This window comes from Embleya scabrispora (assembly GCF_002024165.1).
GTDB lineage: Bacteria > Actinomycetota > Actinomycetes > Streptomycetales > Streptomycetaceae > Embleya > Embleya scabrispora_A.
This window is the reverse complement of record NZ_MWQN01000001.1, coordinates 446368-462725: the sequence shown is the minus strand read 5'-3', so window position 1 is coordinate 462725 and position 16358 is coordinate 446368. Positions and strand designations below refer to the sequence as shown.

The following is a 16358-nucleotide window of genomic DNA, read 5'->3' as shown; positions in this document are numbered from 1 at the left end:
GGCCGGCCGACGGCTATGCCCCGGCCCGCCGGAACAGCCGTACCGCCGCCAGGATCGACACCGCGGTCAGGCCGAGGGCCGCCGTCGCCCCCGTGCCGACCGTCGCCCCGTAGTCCCCGACGAACGCCGAGCGCACCGCCAGGACCACGTACCGCAGCGGGTTGGCCCGGGAGAGCCCGTCCAGCCAGTCCGGGGCGAGCGACATCGGCAGCAGGATCCCGGACAGCAGCATCACCGGCAGGTTGACCGAGTTCACCACCGGGGCGAACTCCTGCGGGGAGTCCACCCGCATCGCCAACGCGTAGGACAGCGACGCGATCGACGCGGTCATCAGTGCGACGAAGCCGAATCCGACCAGCATCCCCGGGATCGGCGCGCGCAGCCCGAAGGCCACCCCGACCAGGACCAGCAGCAGCGACTGGACCAGCAGTTGCACGATGTCCTTGAGCACCCGGCCGAGCAGCAGCGCCACGCGGCTCACCGGGGTCACCCGCATCCGCTCCAGGATGCCCTGCTGCTTTTCGATCAGGATGCCGAAACCGGCGAACGCGGCGCTGAACAGCCCGAGTTGCACCAGCAGGCCGGGGACGAGGGTCTGCCAGGAGTCGCCCCTCCCGCCGAGCGGGACCTCGCGCAGGAGCGGCCCGAACAGGACCAGGAACAGCAGGGGTTGCAGCAGCCCGAACACCAACCCGATCCGGGCGGCCAGGGTCTGGCGCAGGTAGCGGCCGAAGATCAGCAGGGTGTCGGTCAGGAGCGTGGCCGACGCGGACGGGGTGCTCGGGGCGGGAGTGGCCGGCGCCGCCGGCGTGGACGCCGCGGAGGGCGCGGATGGCGTGGACATGGTCACCTCGGCCGGTCAGACGGCGATCGGAGTCCCGGCGGGCGCGGGGGCGCGCCGGCCGGTGATGGCGATGAAGGCGTCCTGGAGCGAGGCGTCGGGGGAGCCGGCGTACTCGGTCTTGAGCGCGTGTGCGGTGCCCTCGGCGACGACCCGGCCGGAGTCGACGACCACGAGGCGGTCGGCGAGCGCGTCCGCCTCGTCGAGATAGTGCGTGGTCAGGAAGACCGTGGTGCCCCACTCGTCGCGGATCCGCCGGACCAGGTCCCACAGGTCGACCCGGCTGCCCGGGTCCAGGCCGGTGGTCGGCTCGTCCAGGAACAGCACGTCGGGGCGGTGGAGCAGCCCCATCGCGATGTCGAGTCGGCGCCGCTGGCCGCCGGAGAGCGCGGCGCACGGGCGGTCCAGCAGGTCGGCCAGGCCCAGTTCGGCGGCCAGTTCGGCGGTGCGCGCCCGGGCGGCGGCCCGGTCGAGGCGGTACAGCCGGGCCTGGGTGGTGAGTTCCTCGCGCATGGACACGCCCGGGTCGAGGCCGCCGGACTGGGCGACGTAGCCGATCCGTCGGCGCACGCCCGCCGGATCGCGCAGCAGGTCGTGCCCGGCCACCGTGGCGCTGCCGCCGGTGGGGGCGAGCAGCGTGGTGAGCATGCGCAGCGTGGTGGTCTTGCCGGCGCCGTTGGGCCCGAGGAAACCCAGGATCTCGCCGGCGGGGACGGTCAGGTCGATGCCGCGGACGGCCTCGACCGTGCCGCGCTTGGTGTGGAAGGTCCGGGCGAGCCCGGTGGTGTGGATGACCGGTGTCATGGGACCACCGAAACACAGTCGCTTAATTTTTGCAACGACCCCAAAGTTTAAGTGACCCCAAGTTGACTACAATGGCGACATGACGGAGATCGCACCCGCCGAGGGTCTGCGCGAGCGCAAGAAGCGCCGCACCCGGACGCACATCTCGGACATCGCGACGGGGATGTTCATGGAACGCGGGTTCGACGCGGTCACCATCGCGCAGATCGCCGAACTGGCCGAGGTCTCGGTGAACACCGTCTACAACTACTTCCCGACCAAGGAGGACCTGTTCTTCGACCGCGAATCGGAGCTGGTGGACCGCCTGTCCCGGATCGTGCGCGAGCGCGCGGTGGGCGAGTCGGCGACGGGCGCGGTGCTGGCGGTGCTGCGCCGCGACGTGGAGGAGCGGTCGCCGTACTCCGGTCTGGTCCCGGGCTACGAGCGCTGGGCGCGGGTGATGCTGGAGTCGCCGGCGCTGGTGGGCCGGTTGTGGCGGATGCAGCAGGCCGGCGCCGACGCGTTGGCGCGGACCCTCGCCGAGGAGGCCGGGGTGGCGCCCACCGACCCGGTACCGGAGTTGATCGCCGGCCAGCTCGCCGGAATCCAGCAGGCCGTCTTCCGGGGGATCGGCCGCCGCCTGGCCGACGGCGTCGATCCGGGCGAGACGGCCGACCGTGCGTTGGAGCAACTGGACGCGGTCGAAACGTTGTTGAGCGCCGAGGTGCTGGGCTACGCGATCCGCGGGTCCGAGTGAGCCGGCCCCGGCGCTTCGGCGGGGTGTGCCGGCGGCGGGGTCGGGGAGGAGCATGACATCGGCCGCGGCGGCGCGTTCGATCCGCGATGATCTGCGTGGTCGGCGTCGCCGGCTCGGTCGATGGATCAGGAGTCGACCGATGATCGGCCGTCACCGGCCGGACCACAGGAGAACCGTGTGACCTCACCAAATGCTTCCGACCGACGCGGACCGCTGGTGTACGTGGGCTCGTACACCCCCGACATGGAGGGTCACGGCACCGGCATCACCGTGTGCCGGCAGGACCCGGACAGCGGCCTGCTCGGTACGCCGTCCGCGGCCATCCCCGCGATCTCGCCGTCGTATCTGACCCGGCACCCCTCGGGCCGCTTCCTGTACGCGGTCAGCGAGCGGGCCGGCGAGGGCGCGGTCGGCGCGTACTCGGTGCAGGACGAACGGCTCGTGCCGCTGGGCGAGGTCTCCACGCTCGGCGCCGGACCGTGTCATCTGGCGGCCGATCCCACGGGGCGGTTCGTGGTGGTGGCCAATTACGGCGGCGGCAGTGTGACCGTGCACCCGATCGCCGACGACGGCACGCTCGGCGAGGCCGCCACGCACGTACGGCTGACCGGGTCCGGGCCGGTGGCGGACCGGCAGGCGGCCTCGCACGCGCACCAGGTGACGTTCGCCGCCGGCGGCGGGTGGCTGGTGGTGTGCGACCTGGGTTCGGACACCGTGTACCACCTGAACTTCGACGCCGAGGCGGGGACCATCGCCGAGGGGCCGAAGGTGACCCTGCCGCCGGGGACGGGGCCGCGGCACATCGCGTACGGGCCGAAGGACCTGGCCTGGCTGGCGGGGGAGTTGAACGCGACGGTCACCCCGCTGCGCGGCGACCCGCGTACGGGGGCGCTGACCGTGGCGGGCAAGCCGTTCGTGTTGTCCGGCGGCGAGGGCGCCCCGTCGGGGATCGTGGCCTCGGCGGACGGACGCTTCGTGTACGCGGCCAACCGGGGACCGGACACGATCTCGGTGCTCGCCGTCGACGGCGCGGAGTTGTCCCTGGTCGAGGAGATTGCGACGGGCGGGGCCTGGCCGCGTGATCTGGCCCTGGTCGGCGAAGTGTTGTACGTGGCCAACCAGCGCGGCGACACGATCACCGGATTCCGCTGCGACCCGGGCTCCGGCCGGCTCACCGCCCTCGGCGTCGCGCTCGCGACCGGGAGCCCGACCAGCGTGCTCGCGTAGCCGCTCCCGGGCCCGCCTGCCCGCCGGACGGGTCGCCTCGATCCGTCCGGCGGCGGCCGGATGCCCTGGGTTCCGCGCCGCGCCCGGTCTGCACGCCCTATGCGCCGAGTGACTTGACCACGTCGACCAGCGGGGCCAGTTCGGTGTGTTCCTCGGCCCTGGCGAGGGCTTCGCGCAGGGCTCGGTCGTGGGTGGGGCGGGCGGCGGTGAGCAGTGTGCAGCCCGCGGGAGTGACCTCGGTGTAGATGCCCCGACGGTCGGTGTCGCACAGGTAGCGCGAGAGCAGGCCGCGCTCCTCGAGCCGGGTGACCAGGCGCGTGGTCGCGCTCTGGCTCAGTACCACCGCGTCCGAGAGCTCGTTCATCCGCAGGTGGAAGCCGTCCTGCCGGTCGAGCACGTCCAGGACCGAGAACTCCCGCACGCTCAGGTCGTGTTCGCTCTGCAGCGCGCGCTCGATGTGCGCTTCGAGTCGATTGTGCAGCGCGGCGAGCGCGCACCAGCCCTGCGCCAGTCTCGGTTGGATCGCCTGCCTCTGTTGTCCCATGGCCCGAGGGTACCTCCGAAACGAAATAGCCCGCGTTTGCATTGATCGGCGTCTGCAAATATTGTCGACGCCTGTAAGTCGTCTCTGCAAACGTTCGCCGCCGGTCTGCTCCGGCAAGCCCTCCCCGGAAAGGGGTACGTCGTGCCACTCGCACTGTTGGCCCTGGCCATCGGAGCCTTCGGCATCGGAACCACCGAGTTCGTCATCCTGGGCCTGCTGCCCGAGGTCGCCGGCGCCTTCGAGGTCTCGATTCCCACCGCGGGACTCCTGGTCAGCGGATACGCGATCGGCGTACTCCTGGGTGCTCCGCTGATGACCGTCCTGGGCACCCGCGTCTCCCGCAAACGCATGCTGATCCTGCTGATGGGCCTGTTCGTGCTCGGCAACGTGCTGACCGCGCTCGCCCCGGCCTTCGGGGTGATCCTGCTCGGCCGGGTGGTCGCGTCCTTCACCCACGGCGCGTTCTTCGGGATCGGCTCGGTGGTCGCCGCCGACCTGGTCGCCCCGGATCGCAAGGCGGCGGCGCTGTCCACCATGTTCACCGGACTGACGCTGGCCAACGTGGTGGGCGTGCCGCTGGGCACGCTGGTCGGGCAGTCGGTGAGCTGGCGGCTGACCTTCGTCCTGGTCGCCGCGATCGGTGTGCTCGGCGCCGCGGGCATCGCCCGCCTGGTACCCGAACGGCCCCGGCCCGAGGGCGTACACCTGCGGCACGAACTCGCGGTGTTCCGCAACGTCCAGGTGCTGCTCGCGATGGGCATGACCGTGCTCGGCTTCGGCGGGGTCTTCGCCGCGCTCACCTACGTCAAGCCGATGATGACCGACGTCGCGGGCTTCTCGGAGGGCGCCGTCACCTGGCTGCTCGTGGTGGTCGGCCTGGGCATGATGGTCGGCAACGCGGTCGGCGGCCGGCTGGCCGACCGGTACCCGATGCCGCTGCTGTTCGCCTCGCTGATCGCCCTCGCCGGCGTCCTGGCGCTGTTCACCGTGACGGCGCACGACCGGGTCGGATCGGTGCTCACCCTGTTCCTGATCGGCGCACTCGGCTTCGCCACCGTGCCGCCGCTGCAAAAGCGGGTGATGGACAACGCCGCCGGCGCGCCGACCCTGGCCTCCGCGGTCAACATCGGCGCGTTCAACCTGGGCAACGCGGTCGCGGCCTGGCTGGGCGGGCTGGTGATCGACGCGGGCCACGGCTACGCGTCGGCGAACTGGGTCGGCGCCGGGCTGGCGCTCGGCGCACTGGCCCTCGCGGCGCTGGCCCTGGCGCTGGAGCGGCGTACGCCCACCCGTTCGCGCATGGTCGCCGGACACCTCCCCGGTGTGGCCGAGGCCGTCGGCGGGCAGAGCGGGCAGGGTGACTCCGGCGTGCCGGAGTCGGCGACCCCTCGGCCCGTCCGGCTTCCCGGCTGACCCCGAGACCGCCATCCCCCATCCGACCCCTCACCACGAAGGACCGTCCCCCCATGAGTTCCACCCCCGTACCCGACGTCGCCCTCAACAACGGCGTCACCATCCCGCAGCTCGGCTTCGGGGTCTTCCAGGTCGGCGACGACGAGGCCACCGCCGCCGTGACGAACGCCATCGAGGTGGGATATCGCAGCATCGACACCGCCGCGATCTACGGCAACGAGGCGGGTGTGGGCCGAGCCCTGGCCGCCTCCTCCGTCCCGCGCGAGGAACTGTTCGTCACCACGAAGTTGTGGAACACCGAACAGGGCTACGACTCGACGCTCGCCGCGTTCGACGAGAGCGCGCGGCTGCTCGGCCTGGACTACGTGGACATGTACCTGATCCACTGGCCGGCGGCGAGCCGGGACCGCTACCTGGACACCTGGCGCGCGTTCGAGAAGCTGCTCGCGGACGGCCGGGTGCGCACGATCGGGGTGTCCAACTTCCAGCCCGAGCACCTGACCCGACTGCTCGAACACACCGCCGTGGTGCCCTCGGTCAACCAGGTCGAACTGCACCCCTACCTCCAGCAGGGCCGGGTCCGCGCCTTCGACCGGGCGCACGCGATCGCGACCGAGGCGTGGAGCCCGCTGGGCAAGGGCGGCGCGCTGCTGGCGGACCCGGTGATCACCGAGGTGGCCCGCGCGCACGGCAGGTCGCCCGCCCAGGTGGTGCTGCGCTGGCACCTGCACCTGGGGAACATCGTCATCCCCAAGTCGGTCACACCCGCGCGGATCCGGGAGAACTTCGAGGTGTTCGACTTCGACCTGGAGGCGGCCGAGCTGGACGCGATCGGCCGGCTCGACCGGGGCGAGCGGCTCGGCCCGGACCCGGACGAGGTCGACTGAGGCCGGCCGGGACCGACCGAGCCGACGGTCAGCGGCCTTGCGGCTCGACCAGCGCAGGATGCGCGGGATGGTCGTAGCGCACGGTCAGGTCCGCCTCGGTCGTGGGCCCGATCTCCTCGGCGTAGCGGGTCAGCGCCTCGATGGTCCAGGCGTCTTCGGCCGGAGTGCGCCGGCGCAGCGCCCCCGGGGACAACCACAGATGCACCGTCAGCTCCAGCGGCAGGCCCTTGCCGAGCAGCAGCGGCCCGTCCAGGAGCAGCACTCCGCCCTCGGGCAGCACGGTGTAGTCGGCGCGGGTGGCCCGGTCCCGGGCCGCGTCCCACAGGCTCGGCAACACCCGCCCGGTGCCGCCGGCCGCCAGCGGTTCCAACACCTCGCGGCGCAGCCCCGCGTCGTCCAGCCAGCCCCACAGGTACGACTCGGCGTCGGTGTGCCCGTACTCCAGGCGCACCGACGCCGGCCGCAGGAAGTCGCGGGCCCGCACCCGCACCACCGGATGCCCGCGCAGGCGCAGCGGCGCCACCAACGCGTCGGCGAGCGCGCCCGGTTCGGCGGCGTCCGCGCCGTCGAGGGCCACCCGGGTCCACGGCCGGTCGGCGGCGCGTCGGACGATCGCCTCGACCAGTTCGTCCACCAGGGCGGTCGGGGTGATCGGTCGCACGTTCACCATCGGCGGGCCGGGCGGGAGGCGTTCGGTGCGGTCATGCGGCCATTGTCGACCGCGCCGACCGAGCGGGTGCGCCCGCCCCGGGCCGTGGTGTGCCGGCCTGCCGCGGCCCGGGTGAGGGCGGTGGTCCGCAGACGGGAAGGCGGGCCGGTGTCAGAAGGAGGGCATGGGCGGCATCTGCGGGGCCCGGACCACCGGCGGGGGCACCTCCACGAAGCCGCCGGAGATGCCCTGGTGCACACCCACCACGGCGGGACGCAGGTCGTGGAGCACGTCGTCCTCGCTGATCATGCCGACCTGGCCGACCGGGCCGACCTGATCGGTCTCGCTCGTGATGGTGTCCGCGTTGCCGTCGGCGAGCGCGGGGGCGGCCGGGGTCAGCGCGAGCAGGGCGCCGACCGTCGCGGCGGTGAGCAGCGGGGCGATGCGCATGGGGGCTCCGTTCACTGGATGGTTCGCTGGTGCCGCACGGCGTGTGCGCGGCACCAGCGAACGCGATCGGCTGCGCCGAGTGGGGGAATCTCACCCGTTCGAGGGCGTGTCGCCTTGCCCGGCGCGACCGGTCAGTGCTCCGGCGCGATCAACTCCGCCGCGAGCGTGCCGGCGGCCAGTGCGCGGGTGTCGCCGGAGCGGGCGAACACGTCCACCGCGGTGTCCACGAGCTTGATCACGTGTTCGTCGCCGTGGGCGAGGGCGCGCAGTCCGGCCTCGACGGGATCGGGCGCGGGAGCGGGCGTCCCGGTCGCGTCCTCGCGGCCCGAGTAGACCGCGAAGACCGCGCTGCTGGTGGCCCAGGCCGTGGTGTACGAGGGGATCCACTGCTCGCGCGGCAGCGCCGGCAACACCCGCAACACCGCGCTCGGGGCGGTCACCGCGTGCACGTTCATCACCCCGCTGCCGTGTCCGCGGCGCAGGTAGCGCAGGGTGGCCGCATGCACCGTGTCGGCGAGCAGCGCCTGTGCCCGCTCGGGAGTCGTGGCCTCCTGCACCGACAGGGTCGGGGTCAGCCACGCGTCCCACCCGGCCAGGAAGTCCAGCCGGCGGCTGATGTGGTCCTTCTCGTCGATCGGCAGGGGTGGGACCGCGTCCAGTGCCTCGAACGGCGTGCGGCCCCCCGCGAGCCGCGGCAGTTCGGGCAGGGCCTGGTTGCTCGACGCGAAGTAGGCCATCGCGTGGGCGAACTCGGCGAGCCGGACCGGGCTCTCGCCGAGGTCCAGCAGGGCGCGGACCGCGTGTCCGACCCGGATCACCCCGTGGGTGGCGCCGCCGGGCAGTCCCGGGAGCAGCCTGGGCCACCACAGCGCGAGCACCTCGCGCCACGGCCGTTCGGCGATCTCGTCGGTGAACAGGGCGATCCAGTCGCCGTCCCGGGCGCGGTCGCCCAGCGCCTCGCGCCACGCGTCGCGGCCGATGCGCTCGGTGGGGCGCAGAACCGGTTCGAGCCGGCGGGTGTAGGAGTCGAGCCAAGCGGGCACGGCTTCCCACTGGCCCGCGTGCACGAGGGCTTCGACGGCCATCGGTCCGTGATTGGACAGCTTGTCGTCGAATTCGGAGCCGGTGCGGTGCAGACGTGCGAATGCTTCGTCCAAGGCTTCGGCGGCTTGTTGTCGCATCGTTCGTTTCCTTCGTGTGCCGAGTGTGGACCGGGGACTTCCGGTTGGGACAGTTAAGTCTTGCCTAACTTGCCGGTATTCCCGGGAGAAGCATAGGGTCGGCTCTGTCACCGCAACCACTGCGCAGGAGGAACTCCCGTGGCCGACAAGGTCTACACGCTCCCCGACCTGACCTACGACTACGCCGCCCTGGAGCCGCACATCAGCGGCGCCATCATGGAGCTGCACCACGACAAGCACCACGCGGCGTACGTGGCCGGTGCCAACACCGCCCTCGAGCAGCTCGCCGACGCCCGCGACAAGGAGGCCTACGGCACCATCTCCAAGCTGGAGAAGGACCTGGCCTTCCACGTCTCGGGCCACGTGCTGCACAGCCTGTTCTGGACCAACCTGGGCCCGACCGGCAACGGCGAGCCCACCGGCGACCTGGCCGAGCAGATCGGCGTCGACTTCGGCGGCTTCGAGCAGTTCCGCGCGCACATGACGCAGACCGCGATGACCGTGCAGGGGTCGGGCTGGTCCGTCGCCGCGTGGGAGCCGCTGTCCCAGCGCATCGTGGTCACCCAGGTCTACGACCACCAGGGCAACATCCCGCAGGGCACCGTGCCGCTGCTTGCGATCGACGCGTGGGAGCACGCGTTCTACCTCCAGTACAAGAACGTCAAGGCGGACTTCTTCAAGGCCGTGTGGAACGTCTTCAACTGGGACGACGTCGCCGCGCGCCTCTCGGCCGCCAAGGGCGCCTGAGCAACGACGTCCGGTCCAGGGCCGCGCGGGGGCTCCCCGTGCGGCCCTGTCCGGTGGGTGTGGACACGCACTCGGGGTACTCGGGACGAACGAGGGAGGCGAGCGGGGTGAGCGAGCAGGACGCGTTCGCACTGTTGCCCGAGACCCGGCGGGAGATATTGCGGCGCCTCAAGGGCGCGGGCGAACTGCGGGCGGAGGAGTTGGCCGAGGCGGTCGGGATGACCGCGAGCGGCATGCGCCAGCAGTTGGCCGGGCTGGTCGCCGAGGGGTATGTGACCCACCGGCAGGCCCGATTGGGGCCGGGCCGGCCCAAGCACGTGTACCGGCTGACCACGGCCGGCGAGAACCTGTTCCCCCGGCGCTACGGCGACCTGGTCGGGGACCTCCTGGAGACCGCGCAGGCCGAGGAACCCGGCTTCGTGGACCGCCTGTTCGACCGGCGCCGGGAACGGCGGCTGGAGCGCGCCCGGACCCGGACCACCGCACCCGACCTCGCCGATCGGGTGGCCGCGATCGCCGCCATCCTCGACGAGGACGGCTACCTGGCCGCCGCGCGACCGCTGGCCGACGGCGGCGGCTGGCTGATCGTCGAGCAGAACTGCGCGATCTTCGATGTGGCGATCCGCTGCGGCACCGCGTGCTCTTCGGAACTGGCGTTCCTGCGCGAGGCGTTGCCGGACACCGAGGTGCGGCGGGTGAGCCACATGGTGGCCGGCGCGCCGCACTGCGCGTACGAGATCCGGCCGCGCGGGACCCGGCCCGAGCCGGGGTCGACGCCGGCCGACGCGGGGTTGCCGGACGCGGAGTAGTTCAGGAGCGCGTGCGTGCGTCCCCGGAGTCGGCGCGGCTCGATTCCACAACGCGTTCGCGGAGGGCGGGCTTGCTGACCTTGCCGGTGCCGGTGACCGGCAGCGCGTCGGTGAACACCACGCGGCGCGGGACCTTGAAGCCGGCCAGGTGCGCGCGGCACAGCGTGACCAACTCGTCCGGGTCGAGGGTGTGTCCGGCGGTGGGGACCACCACGGCGACCACCCGCTCGCCCCACCGGGTGTCGGGTTCGCCGACCACCGCGACCTCGCGTACGCCGGGGTGTTCGCGCAGGACCGCCTCCACCTCGCGGGCGCTGACGTTCTCGCCGCCGGTGATGATCACGTCCTTCTTGCGATCCAGGACGTACAGATAGCCCTCGGCGTCGAGTCGGCCCAGGTCGCCCGTGCGGAACCAGCCCGTCGCGAACTCGCCGGTGTCCACCTGCCAGTAGCCGTCCGCGACCTGTTCGGACCGGACCGCGATCTCGCCGGCGGCGCCGACGGGCAGCGGCCGGCCCGCGTCGTCGACGATCCGGATCTCCACCCCCGGGCCGGGGCGCCCGGCGGCGGAGTACAGGTGCGGGCGATCGGTCGCGGCGTTGCGGTGGTCGGCGGCGGTCAGGAACACCGCGTTGCCCGACAACTCGGTCATCCCGTAGCCCTGGCCGAGGCCGCAGCCGAGCAGCCCGTCGACCCGGCGGATCAACTCGGGGGTGATCGGCGAGGCGCCGTAGCTGATCGAGCGGATGCGCTCGCGCAACCCGTCGCCCTCGCGCACGTGGTCGAGGAGCGCGTCGATCATGGTCGGCGCCAGGGACAGGCTGGTCACCTCGTACTCGCGGGCCACGGCCGCCAGTTCGGACGGGAGATAGCGGCGCAGCACGACCACCGGGCGGCGGGCCAGATGGTGTGCCAACACCTGGTAGCCGGCCACGTGCGCGAGCGGGAAGGGGGTCAGTACGACGGTGTCCGGGTCGACCGGGCGGCAGGCCAGCGAGGCGCGCATGGCCGCGGTCAGGCTGCGGTGGGTGAGCCGGACACCCTTGGGCCGGCCGGTGGTGCCGGAGGTGAACAGCAGCCAGGTCAGGGCGGATTCGTCGGCGGCGGGGTCGAAGGTGGTGCCGGACCACGGATCGTCGGCGCTCCACCCGGCGTCGGTGTGCTCGGCGGTGACGGCCGCGCCCAGTTCCAGGCTCGGGCCGCCCGGCCAGGCGAGCGCGCCGAGCAGGTCGGTGTCGCCGAGGAGCAGTTCCGCGCCGGAGCGGGCGAGTTGGTCCGCCCACTCGCGCGGGTGCAGCCGGGGGTTGAGCGGGACCAGGACGCGCCCGGCCCACGGGACGCCGTAGTAGGCGGCGACGTACTCGGCCCGATTGTGCGCGAGGATCCCGACCCGGGCGCCGGGCGAGGTGCGCTCGGCCACGGTCGCGGCCAGGGCTCGGGAGCGGGCGGCCAATTCGGCGAACGTCCACGACGTCGTGGACGGGTCGGCGGGCCCGGAGGACGGGTCGGCGACCGCTGCGGCCGGTCGGGTGCGGAACGGGTGTCCGGGGACGATCAGCGCGGTGCGGTCGGGTACCTCCCGAGCCGCGGCGACCAGGATCTCGTGCAGCAGCATGGGGCCTCCGACCTTCTCGCCCGGACGCTACCGCAGGTGGGCGGCGGGCTCTTCGAGGGGGGAGCCCGCTGCCGGTCGCGCCGAAGGGGCGCGGTCTCGGATCTTCGAGGGGCCGCCGGGATTTCGGCTGTCGGGACCGGTGGCGGTGGGGGAGGATCGTCGGGGCCGGCCGCGATCGGGCGGTCGCCGTCGATCCGGAGGGCATGCTCGATGAGTACTGTGAACCAGGCCGCCAACGCCGATCGTTTCGCGGAATTCCTGGCCCTGCATCGGGCCGGGACGCCACTGGTGTTGCCGAACGCGTGGGATCACGCCTCGGCTGCGGCGCTGGTCGAGCGCGGGTTCCCGGCGATCGGGACCACGAGCCTCGGCGTCGCGATCGCGGTGGGCAAGCCGGACGGGGTCGGCGGCACGCGCGAGGAGACGGTGCGCCTGGGGGTCGGGATCGCGCGGCTGCCGGTGCCGATCAGCGTCGACGTCGAGGGCGGTTTCGCCGAGCGCCCGCGGGACGTCGCGGCGTTGGGCGCCGAATTGGCGCGGGCCGGGGTGGCGGGGATCAACATCGAGGACGGGCGGGCCGACGGGACGCTGACCGACGCGGACCACCAGGTCGCGGTGATCGCCGCGATCAAGGAGGCCGCGCCGACGCTGTTCGTCAACGCGCGCACGGACACGTACTGGGCGGGCGGGGCGGGCGCCTCGCTCGACGAGACGGTGCGGCGGATCCGGGCCTACCGGGCGGCGGGGGCCGACGGCGTGTTCGTACCGGGCGTCCAGGACGAGACCGCGATCGAGACGCTGGTGGACGCCACCGACGCGCCGCTGAACATCCTGTACAGCCCCACCGGACTGTCCCGGGCCCGCCTCGCGCAACTGGGCGTGCGCCGGATCAGCACGGGGTCGCTGCTGTTCCGGGTCGCGGTGCAGAGCGCGGTGGACCTGGCGTGGGCGGTCGCGCACGACGGCGAGGCGACGGCGGGCGACGTGCCGACGTATGCGCAGGCGCAGGCGATGTCGGAGGTCTACTGGGCGGACTGAGGCCGAGGCGTGGCCGTACGGGCCCAACCCTCGGCGCGGGCCCGCCCGGCGGGCGGCATACTGCTGAGCGGCGGGGCCGGGACGGCTTCGCCGGATTCGGCCGGCTCGATCGTGAAAGACCTGATCTCGATGACGTTGCACGTTCCGCCGACCATCACCGCGGACTTCCGGGACTTCTGGCAGGAACGGCACCTGTGCCTGCTGGTCACCCACCGCCCGGACGGCACGCCGCACCAGGTGCCCGTCGGCGCCACGTACGACGACGTGTCCGGGATCGCCCGGGTCATCTCGCACGGTGCGAGCAAGAAGGTCCGCAACGTGCTCGCGGCGGCTCCGGGCGCCCGCGTCGCACTGTCCCAGGTGGCCGGGCGGCGCTGGTCCACGCTGGAGGGGATCGCGACGGTCAACCGCGATCCGCAGGCCGTCGCCGAGGCGGTGCGGCGATACACCGAGCGCTACCGCGAGCCGAGGGTGAACCCGGAGCGGGTGGTGATCGAGATCGCGGTGACGCGGCGGATGGGGACGGTGTAGGGGCGGGGCCGCGCCCGACTGCCGTGGGGTCGTGAGATCGTCCGCGCCGCCGAGGCGTAGCCTGCCGGGAAAGTGTGAATACACCGATTCGAACGGGGATGGGTCGATGACGCAGGTTGCCGTGGTCACCTTCGACGGCTTCAACGAACTGGACAGCTTCGTGGCGGCGGCCATCGTCAACCGCTGTCGGCGCGACGGTCTGACGGCGTACATCACCACGCCCACGCCGACCGTCACCTCGATGAACGGCGTGGAGATCACCGGACAACGCGGGCTCGACTTCATCCCCGAGGCCGACGTGGTGTTGATCGGCAGCGGCATCAGGACCCGCGACGTGGTCGCCGACGACACGCTGCTCGCGAGCCTGCCGCTCGACCCCGGCCGGCAACTCGTCGGCTCCCAGTGCTCCGGCGCCCTGGTCCTGGCCCGACTCGGCCTGCTGGCCCACCTGCCCGCCTGTACCGACGCCACCTCCCGGCCGTGGGTCGAGGCGGCCGGGGTCGAGGTCCTGGACGCCCCGTTCCACGCGTCCGGCCCGATCGCCACGGCCGGCGGCTGCATGGCCTCGCAGTATCTGGCCGCCTGGACGATCACCCGCACATTGGGCGAGGCGGCGGCCCGGGCGGCGATCGACTACGTGGCGCCGGTCGGCGAGAAGCAGTCCACCGTGGAACACGTGTTCGGGGTCCTGCGCGCGGGGGAGCGCGTGACGACGGGCTGATCGGGCGCCGGCAACGCCGCCGCTACGCCGCGATGCCCGCCGCCCGCAGGCGCGCCTCGACCCCCGCCCACGTCGGCTCGACCGGTTTCGGCCGGTGGGTGCCGACGTCGAGGTCCTTGAAGCCGCTGGACGTGGCCACGCAGACCACCGGGCCCTCGATCGGCCCGTGTGCGCGCAGGCCCGCCAGGCCCGCCGCGGCCGAGGTTTCCACCCAGATGCCCTGGCGGCTCAACTCGGCGCGGGCCGCCGCCAGTTGGGCGTCGGTCAGGAGCAGCGCCCGGCGTTCGTCGCGCTCCAGGGCGAGGACGCCCCGGTAGCCGCCGACGGGGCAATCGATCGCGTACGCGGTGGTCCGGCCGACCGGGACGTGTGCGGCCGGCCGACCCGCGCGCACCGCCGCGGCCAGGGGTCCGCCGGCAGCCGGCTCGCACGAGAACAGCCGCGGGACGCGGTCGGTCAGGCCGAGGCGGCGCAGTTCGGCGAAGCCCTTCCACACCCCGAACAGCAGCTCGCCGTAGCCGGTGGGGACGAACACCGCGGCCGGGACGCCGAGTTCGGCGTGGATCTCGTACGCGATGGTCTTGTAGCCCTCGGGGCCGAAGGCGTGGCCGGTGTGCGTGGGGGTGAGGTTGCTCAGCGGGTGGAAGCCGAGCCGGTCGACGATCTCGCGCATCAGCGCCCACCGCGCCTCGGCCGGTACGGGCAGCACGGTCGCGCCGTACGCCTCCAGGAACGAGTGCACCGCCGGCGGCGCGTCCGAGGACGCCAACACCACCGCCGGCAGCCCGGCCCGGGCGGCGAAGGCCGCCGCCGACGCCCCGTGGTTGCCGGAGGAGGACACCACGACGCCGGGCGCGCCCACCGCGAGCGCGGCGGAGACCGTGACCCGGTTGATCCGGTCCTTGTGGCTCCAGGTGGGGTTGCGCGACTCGTCCTTGATGTACACCCCGCCGCCGAACTCGATCAGCGGCGTGTCGCCCTCGCCCAGACCCGGCCCGAGCAGCGGTGGCAACAGCGGCGCCCAGCGGGCCGGTCCGGTGCGCGGCCGACCCGGCGCGAACACTTCCGGCTCGACCCGGTCGTAGGCGTAGTCCACCTCGACCGGATAGGCGACCTCGTCGGTGCTCGTCACCGGACACCCGGACACCAGCGGCGGCCACAGCGGAAACTCGACACTGGGATCGCCCAGCGAACGCTGCACCGTGGCCAGCGATTCCCCCGGGCCGGACGGGTTCGACGCGGGCGAGGAGTCTTCGGAGATCATGACCGCCGAGCCTAACGCCGCGGCTCCCCTTTCGGGCGACTCGCCTGCGGCGCCGGGTGGTTCGCCGAGCGCACCGCGTGCCAGTCGTGCGTGTCGGTCAGGTTGGCATCGGCCTGGCGCGCGGCCTCGGCCGGGTCGCGCTCGCGCAGCGCGCGGAGCAGGTCCTCGTGGCCCGCGGGTGCCGCGCCCTGGTAGCCCGGATCGGTCCAGGAGTCGGCCACCGAGGCCCGCACCGGGCCGGACAGGTTGCGGTACAGCTCGGCCAGCAGCGGATTGTGCGCCGCGTCGGCGACGCCCAGGTGGAACTCCCAGTCGGCGGCGATCCACGCGTCGAAGTCCCGCGCGTCCCACGCCGCCCGGCGCCGGCGCAGCGCGTCGTCGAGCGCGGCCAGGTCGCTCTCCTCGGCGCGGATCGCGGCGAGCCGGGCGGCCTGGAGGTCGAGTGCCTGGCGGACCTCCAGGACCTGGCCGATGTCGCTGCCGCCGTAGAGGCGTTCCACCGCGCCGGAGAGTTCGCTGACCGCGCGGACGTAGGTGCCGTCGCCCTGGCGCACATCGAGCAGGCCCGCGTGGGCGAGCGCGCGCACCGCCTCGCGCAGCGTGCCCCGGGCCACCTGGAGCTGTGTCATCAGTTCGGGCTCCGGCGGGATGCGGCCGCCCACCGGCCAGTCGCCGGAGGTGATCCGCTCGCGCAGCCGGGCGATCACCTCGGCGGACAGCGCCGGCCGGCGCACGGATTCGAGGCTGCTCATCGCGCGCGGGCTCCTGACCTGGGACGTCGGGGCGGCCGGAGCGGCCGCGGAATTCGAACGACGGGCCCCGGAACCGTCGCGGGATCTCAGGATACCTCCGCACACGTCCGATGATCGGACGTCATCTGGACAGGATTCATCAGACGTCT

General features: G+C 73.0%; 18 protein-coding genes. 9 read left to right on the top strand and 9 right to left on the bottom strand.

Features of this window, described 5'->3' with window-relative positions; genetic code table 11:
* Nucleotides 1-13 precede the first annotated feature (13 nt).
* A complete protein-coding gene (locus B4N89_RS02180; RefSeq protein ID WP_078979056.1) occupies nucleotides 14-844 on the bottom strand; it encodes an ABC transporter permease in 831 nt (276 codons plus the stop codon).
* 15 nt (nucleotides 845-859) lie between these two features.
* Nucleotides 860-1645 (bottom strand): ABC transporter ATP-binding protein, encoded by a 786-nt coding sequence (locus B4N89_RS02175; protein WP_078974173.1) that lies wholly within the window; start codon nucleotides 1643-1645, stop codon nucleotides 860-862.
* A 79-nt stretch (nucleotides 1646-1724) separates the two neighbouring features.
* On the opposite strand from B4N89_RS02175, the gene B4N89_RS02170 reads away from it, so the two are divergent.
* Both B4N89_RS02170 and B4N89_RS02165 read left to right on the top strand, forming a co-directional pair.
* Nucleotides 1725-2381 carry a TetR/AcrR family transcriptional regulator gene (locus tag B4N89_RS02170; RefSeq protein WP_078974172.1) on the top strand — a complete coding sequence of 219 codons (657 nt, stop codon included), beginning with the start codon at nucleotides 1725-1727 and terminating at the stop codon, nucleotides 2379-2381.
* 177 nt (nucleotides 2382-2558) lie between these two features.
* Nucleotides 2559-3608: a lactonase family protein gene (locus B4N89_RS02165; protein ID WP_161500592.1), complete on the top strand. Its 1050-nt coding sequence runs from the start codon at nucleotides 2559-2561 to the stop codon at nucleotides 3606-3608.
* Nucleotides 3609-3705: 97 nt separating this feature from the next.
* On the opposite strand, the gene B4N89_RS02160 is transcribed toward B4N89_RS02165, so the two are convergent.
* Nucleotides 3706-4152 (bottom strand): MarR family winged helix-turn-helix transcriptional regulator, encoded by a 447-nt coding sequence (locus B4N89_RS02160; protein WP_078974170.1) that lies wholly within the window; start codon nucleotides 4150-4152, stop codon nucleotides 3706-3708.
* A gap of 141 nt (nucleotides 4153-4293) precedes the next feature.
* Here B4N89_RS02160 and B4N89_RS02155 point away from each other — a divergent pair, with 141 nt between their 5' ends.
* On the top strand, nucleotides 4294-5565 hold the full coding sequence (locus tag B4N89_RS02155) for an MFS transporter (protein ID WP_078974169.1): 1272 nt from the start codon (nucleotides 4294-4296) through the stop codon (nucleotides 5563-5565).
* A 53-nt stretch (nucleotides 5566-5618) separates the two neighbouring features.
* A complete protein-coding gene (locus tag B4N89_RS02150) occupies nucleotides 5619-6452 on the top strand; it encodes an aldo/keto reductase (protein ID WP_078974168.1) in 834 nt (277 codons plus the stop codon).
* A 28-nt stretch (nucleotides 6453-6480) separates the two neighbouring features.
* Here B4N89_RS02150 and B4N89_RS02145 read toward each other — a convergent pair whose 3' ends face one another.
* The 3 genes from B4N89_RS02145 to B4N89_RS02135 form a co-directional block, all read right to left on the bottom strand.
* Entirely contained in the window at nucleotides 6481-7122 is a 642-nt protein-coding gene (locus tag B4N89_RS02145) for a uridine kinase (protein WP_078974167.1), read from the bottom strand.
* Nucleotides 7123-7272: 150 nt separating this feature from the next.
* Entirely contained in the window at nucleotides 7273-7551 is a 279-nt protein-coding gene (locus B4N89_RS02140; protein WP_078974166.1) for a hypothetical protein, read from the bottom strand.
* Nucleotides 7552-7682: 131 nt separating this feature from the next.
* On the bottom strand, nucleotides 7683-8732 hold the full coding sequence (locus tag B4N89_RS02135; protein WP_078974165.1) for a questin oxidase family protein: 1050 nt from the start codon (nucleotides 8730-8732) through the stop codon (nucleotides 7683-7685).
* Nucleotides 8733-8870: 138 nt separating this feature from the next.
* On the opposite strand from B4N89_RS02135, the gene B4N89_RS02130 reads away from it, so the two are divergent.
* Both B4N89_RS02130 and B4N89_RS02125 read left to right on the top strand, forming a co-directional pair.
* A complete protein-coding gene (locus tag B4N89_RS02130; protein ID WP_078974164.1) occupies nucleotides 8871-9479 on the top strand; it encodes a superoxide dismutase in 609 nt (202 codons plus the stop codon).
* A 107-nt stretch (nucleotides 9480-9586) separates the two neighbouring features.
* The gene (locus B4N89_RS02125) at nucleotides 9587-10288 is read left to right on the top strand and encodes a helix-turn-helix transcriptional regulator (protein ID WP_078974163.1); all 702 of its coding nucleotides are present in this window, start codon (nucleotides 9587-9589) and stop codon (nucleotides 10286-10288) included.
* A gap of 1 nt (nucleotide 10289) precedes the next feature.
* Here the strand turns inward: B4N89_RS02125 and B4N89_RS02120 are convergent, their stop codons facing one another.
* Nucleotides 10290-11903, bottom strand: a complete 1614-nt coding sequence (locus B4N89_RS02120) for a class I adenylate-forming enzyme family protein (protein ID WP_078974162.1) — start codon at nucleotides 11901-11903, stop codon at nucleotides 10290-10292.
* A gap of 210 nt (nucleotides 11904-12113) precedes the next feature.
* Between B4N89_RS02120 and B4N89_RS02115 the strand changes: the two genes are divergently transcribed.
* From B4N89_RS02115 to B4N89_RS02105, 3 genes are all read left to right on the top strand, one after another.
* Nucleotides 12114-12941, top strand: a complete 828-nt coding sequence (locus B4N89_RS02115; protein WP_078974161.1) for an isocitrate lyase/PEP mutase family protein — start codon at nucleotides 12114-12116, stop codon at nucleotides 12939-12941.
* A gap of 129 nt (nucleotides 12942-13070) precedes the next feature.
* Nucleotides 13071-13472, top strand: a complete 402-nt coding sequence (locus B4N89_RS02110) for a pyridoxamine 5'-phosphate oxidase family protein (RefSeq protein ID WP_078979055.1) — start codon at nucleotides 13071-13073, stop codon at nucleotides 13470-13472.
* Nucleotides 13473-13578: 106 nt separating this feature from the next.
* Nucleotides 13579-14193, top strand: coding sequence for a DJ-1/PfpI family protein (locus B4N89_RS02105; RefSeq protein ID WP_078974160.1), 615 nt, complete (start codon nucleotides 13579-13581; stop codon nucleotides 14191-14193).
* A 22-nt stretch (nucleotides 14194-14215) separates the two neighbouring features.
* Here B4N89_RS02105 and B4N89_RS02100 read toward each other — a convergent pair whose 3' ends face one another.
* Together B4N89_RS02100 and B4N89_RS02095 are read right to left on the bottom strand one after the other, a co-directional pair.
* Nucleotides 14216-15457, bottom strand: coding sequence for a threonine synthase (locus B4N89_RS02100; protein ID WP_078974159.1), 1242 nt, complete (start codon nucleotides 15455-15457; stop codon nucleotides 14216-14218).
* Nucleotides 15458-15468: 11 nt separating this feature from the next.
* Nucleotides 15469-16209, bottom strand: coding sequence for a FadR/GntR family transcriptional regulator (locus B4N89_RS02095; RefSeq protein ID WP_078974158.1), 741 nt, complete (start codon nucleotides 16207-16209; stop codon nucleotides 15469-15471).
* Nucleotides 16210-16358: the final 149 nt, after the last annotated feature.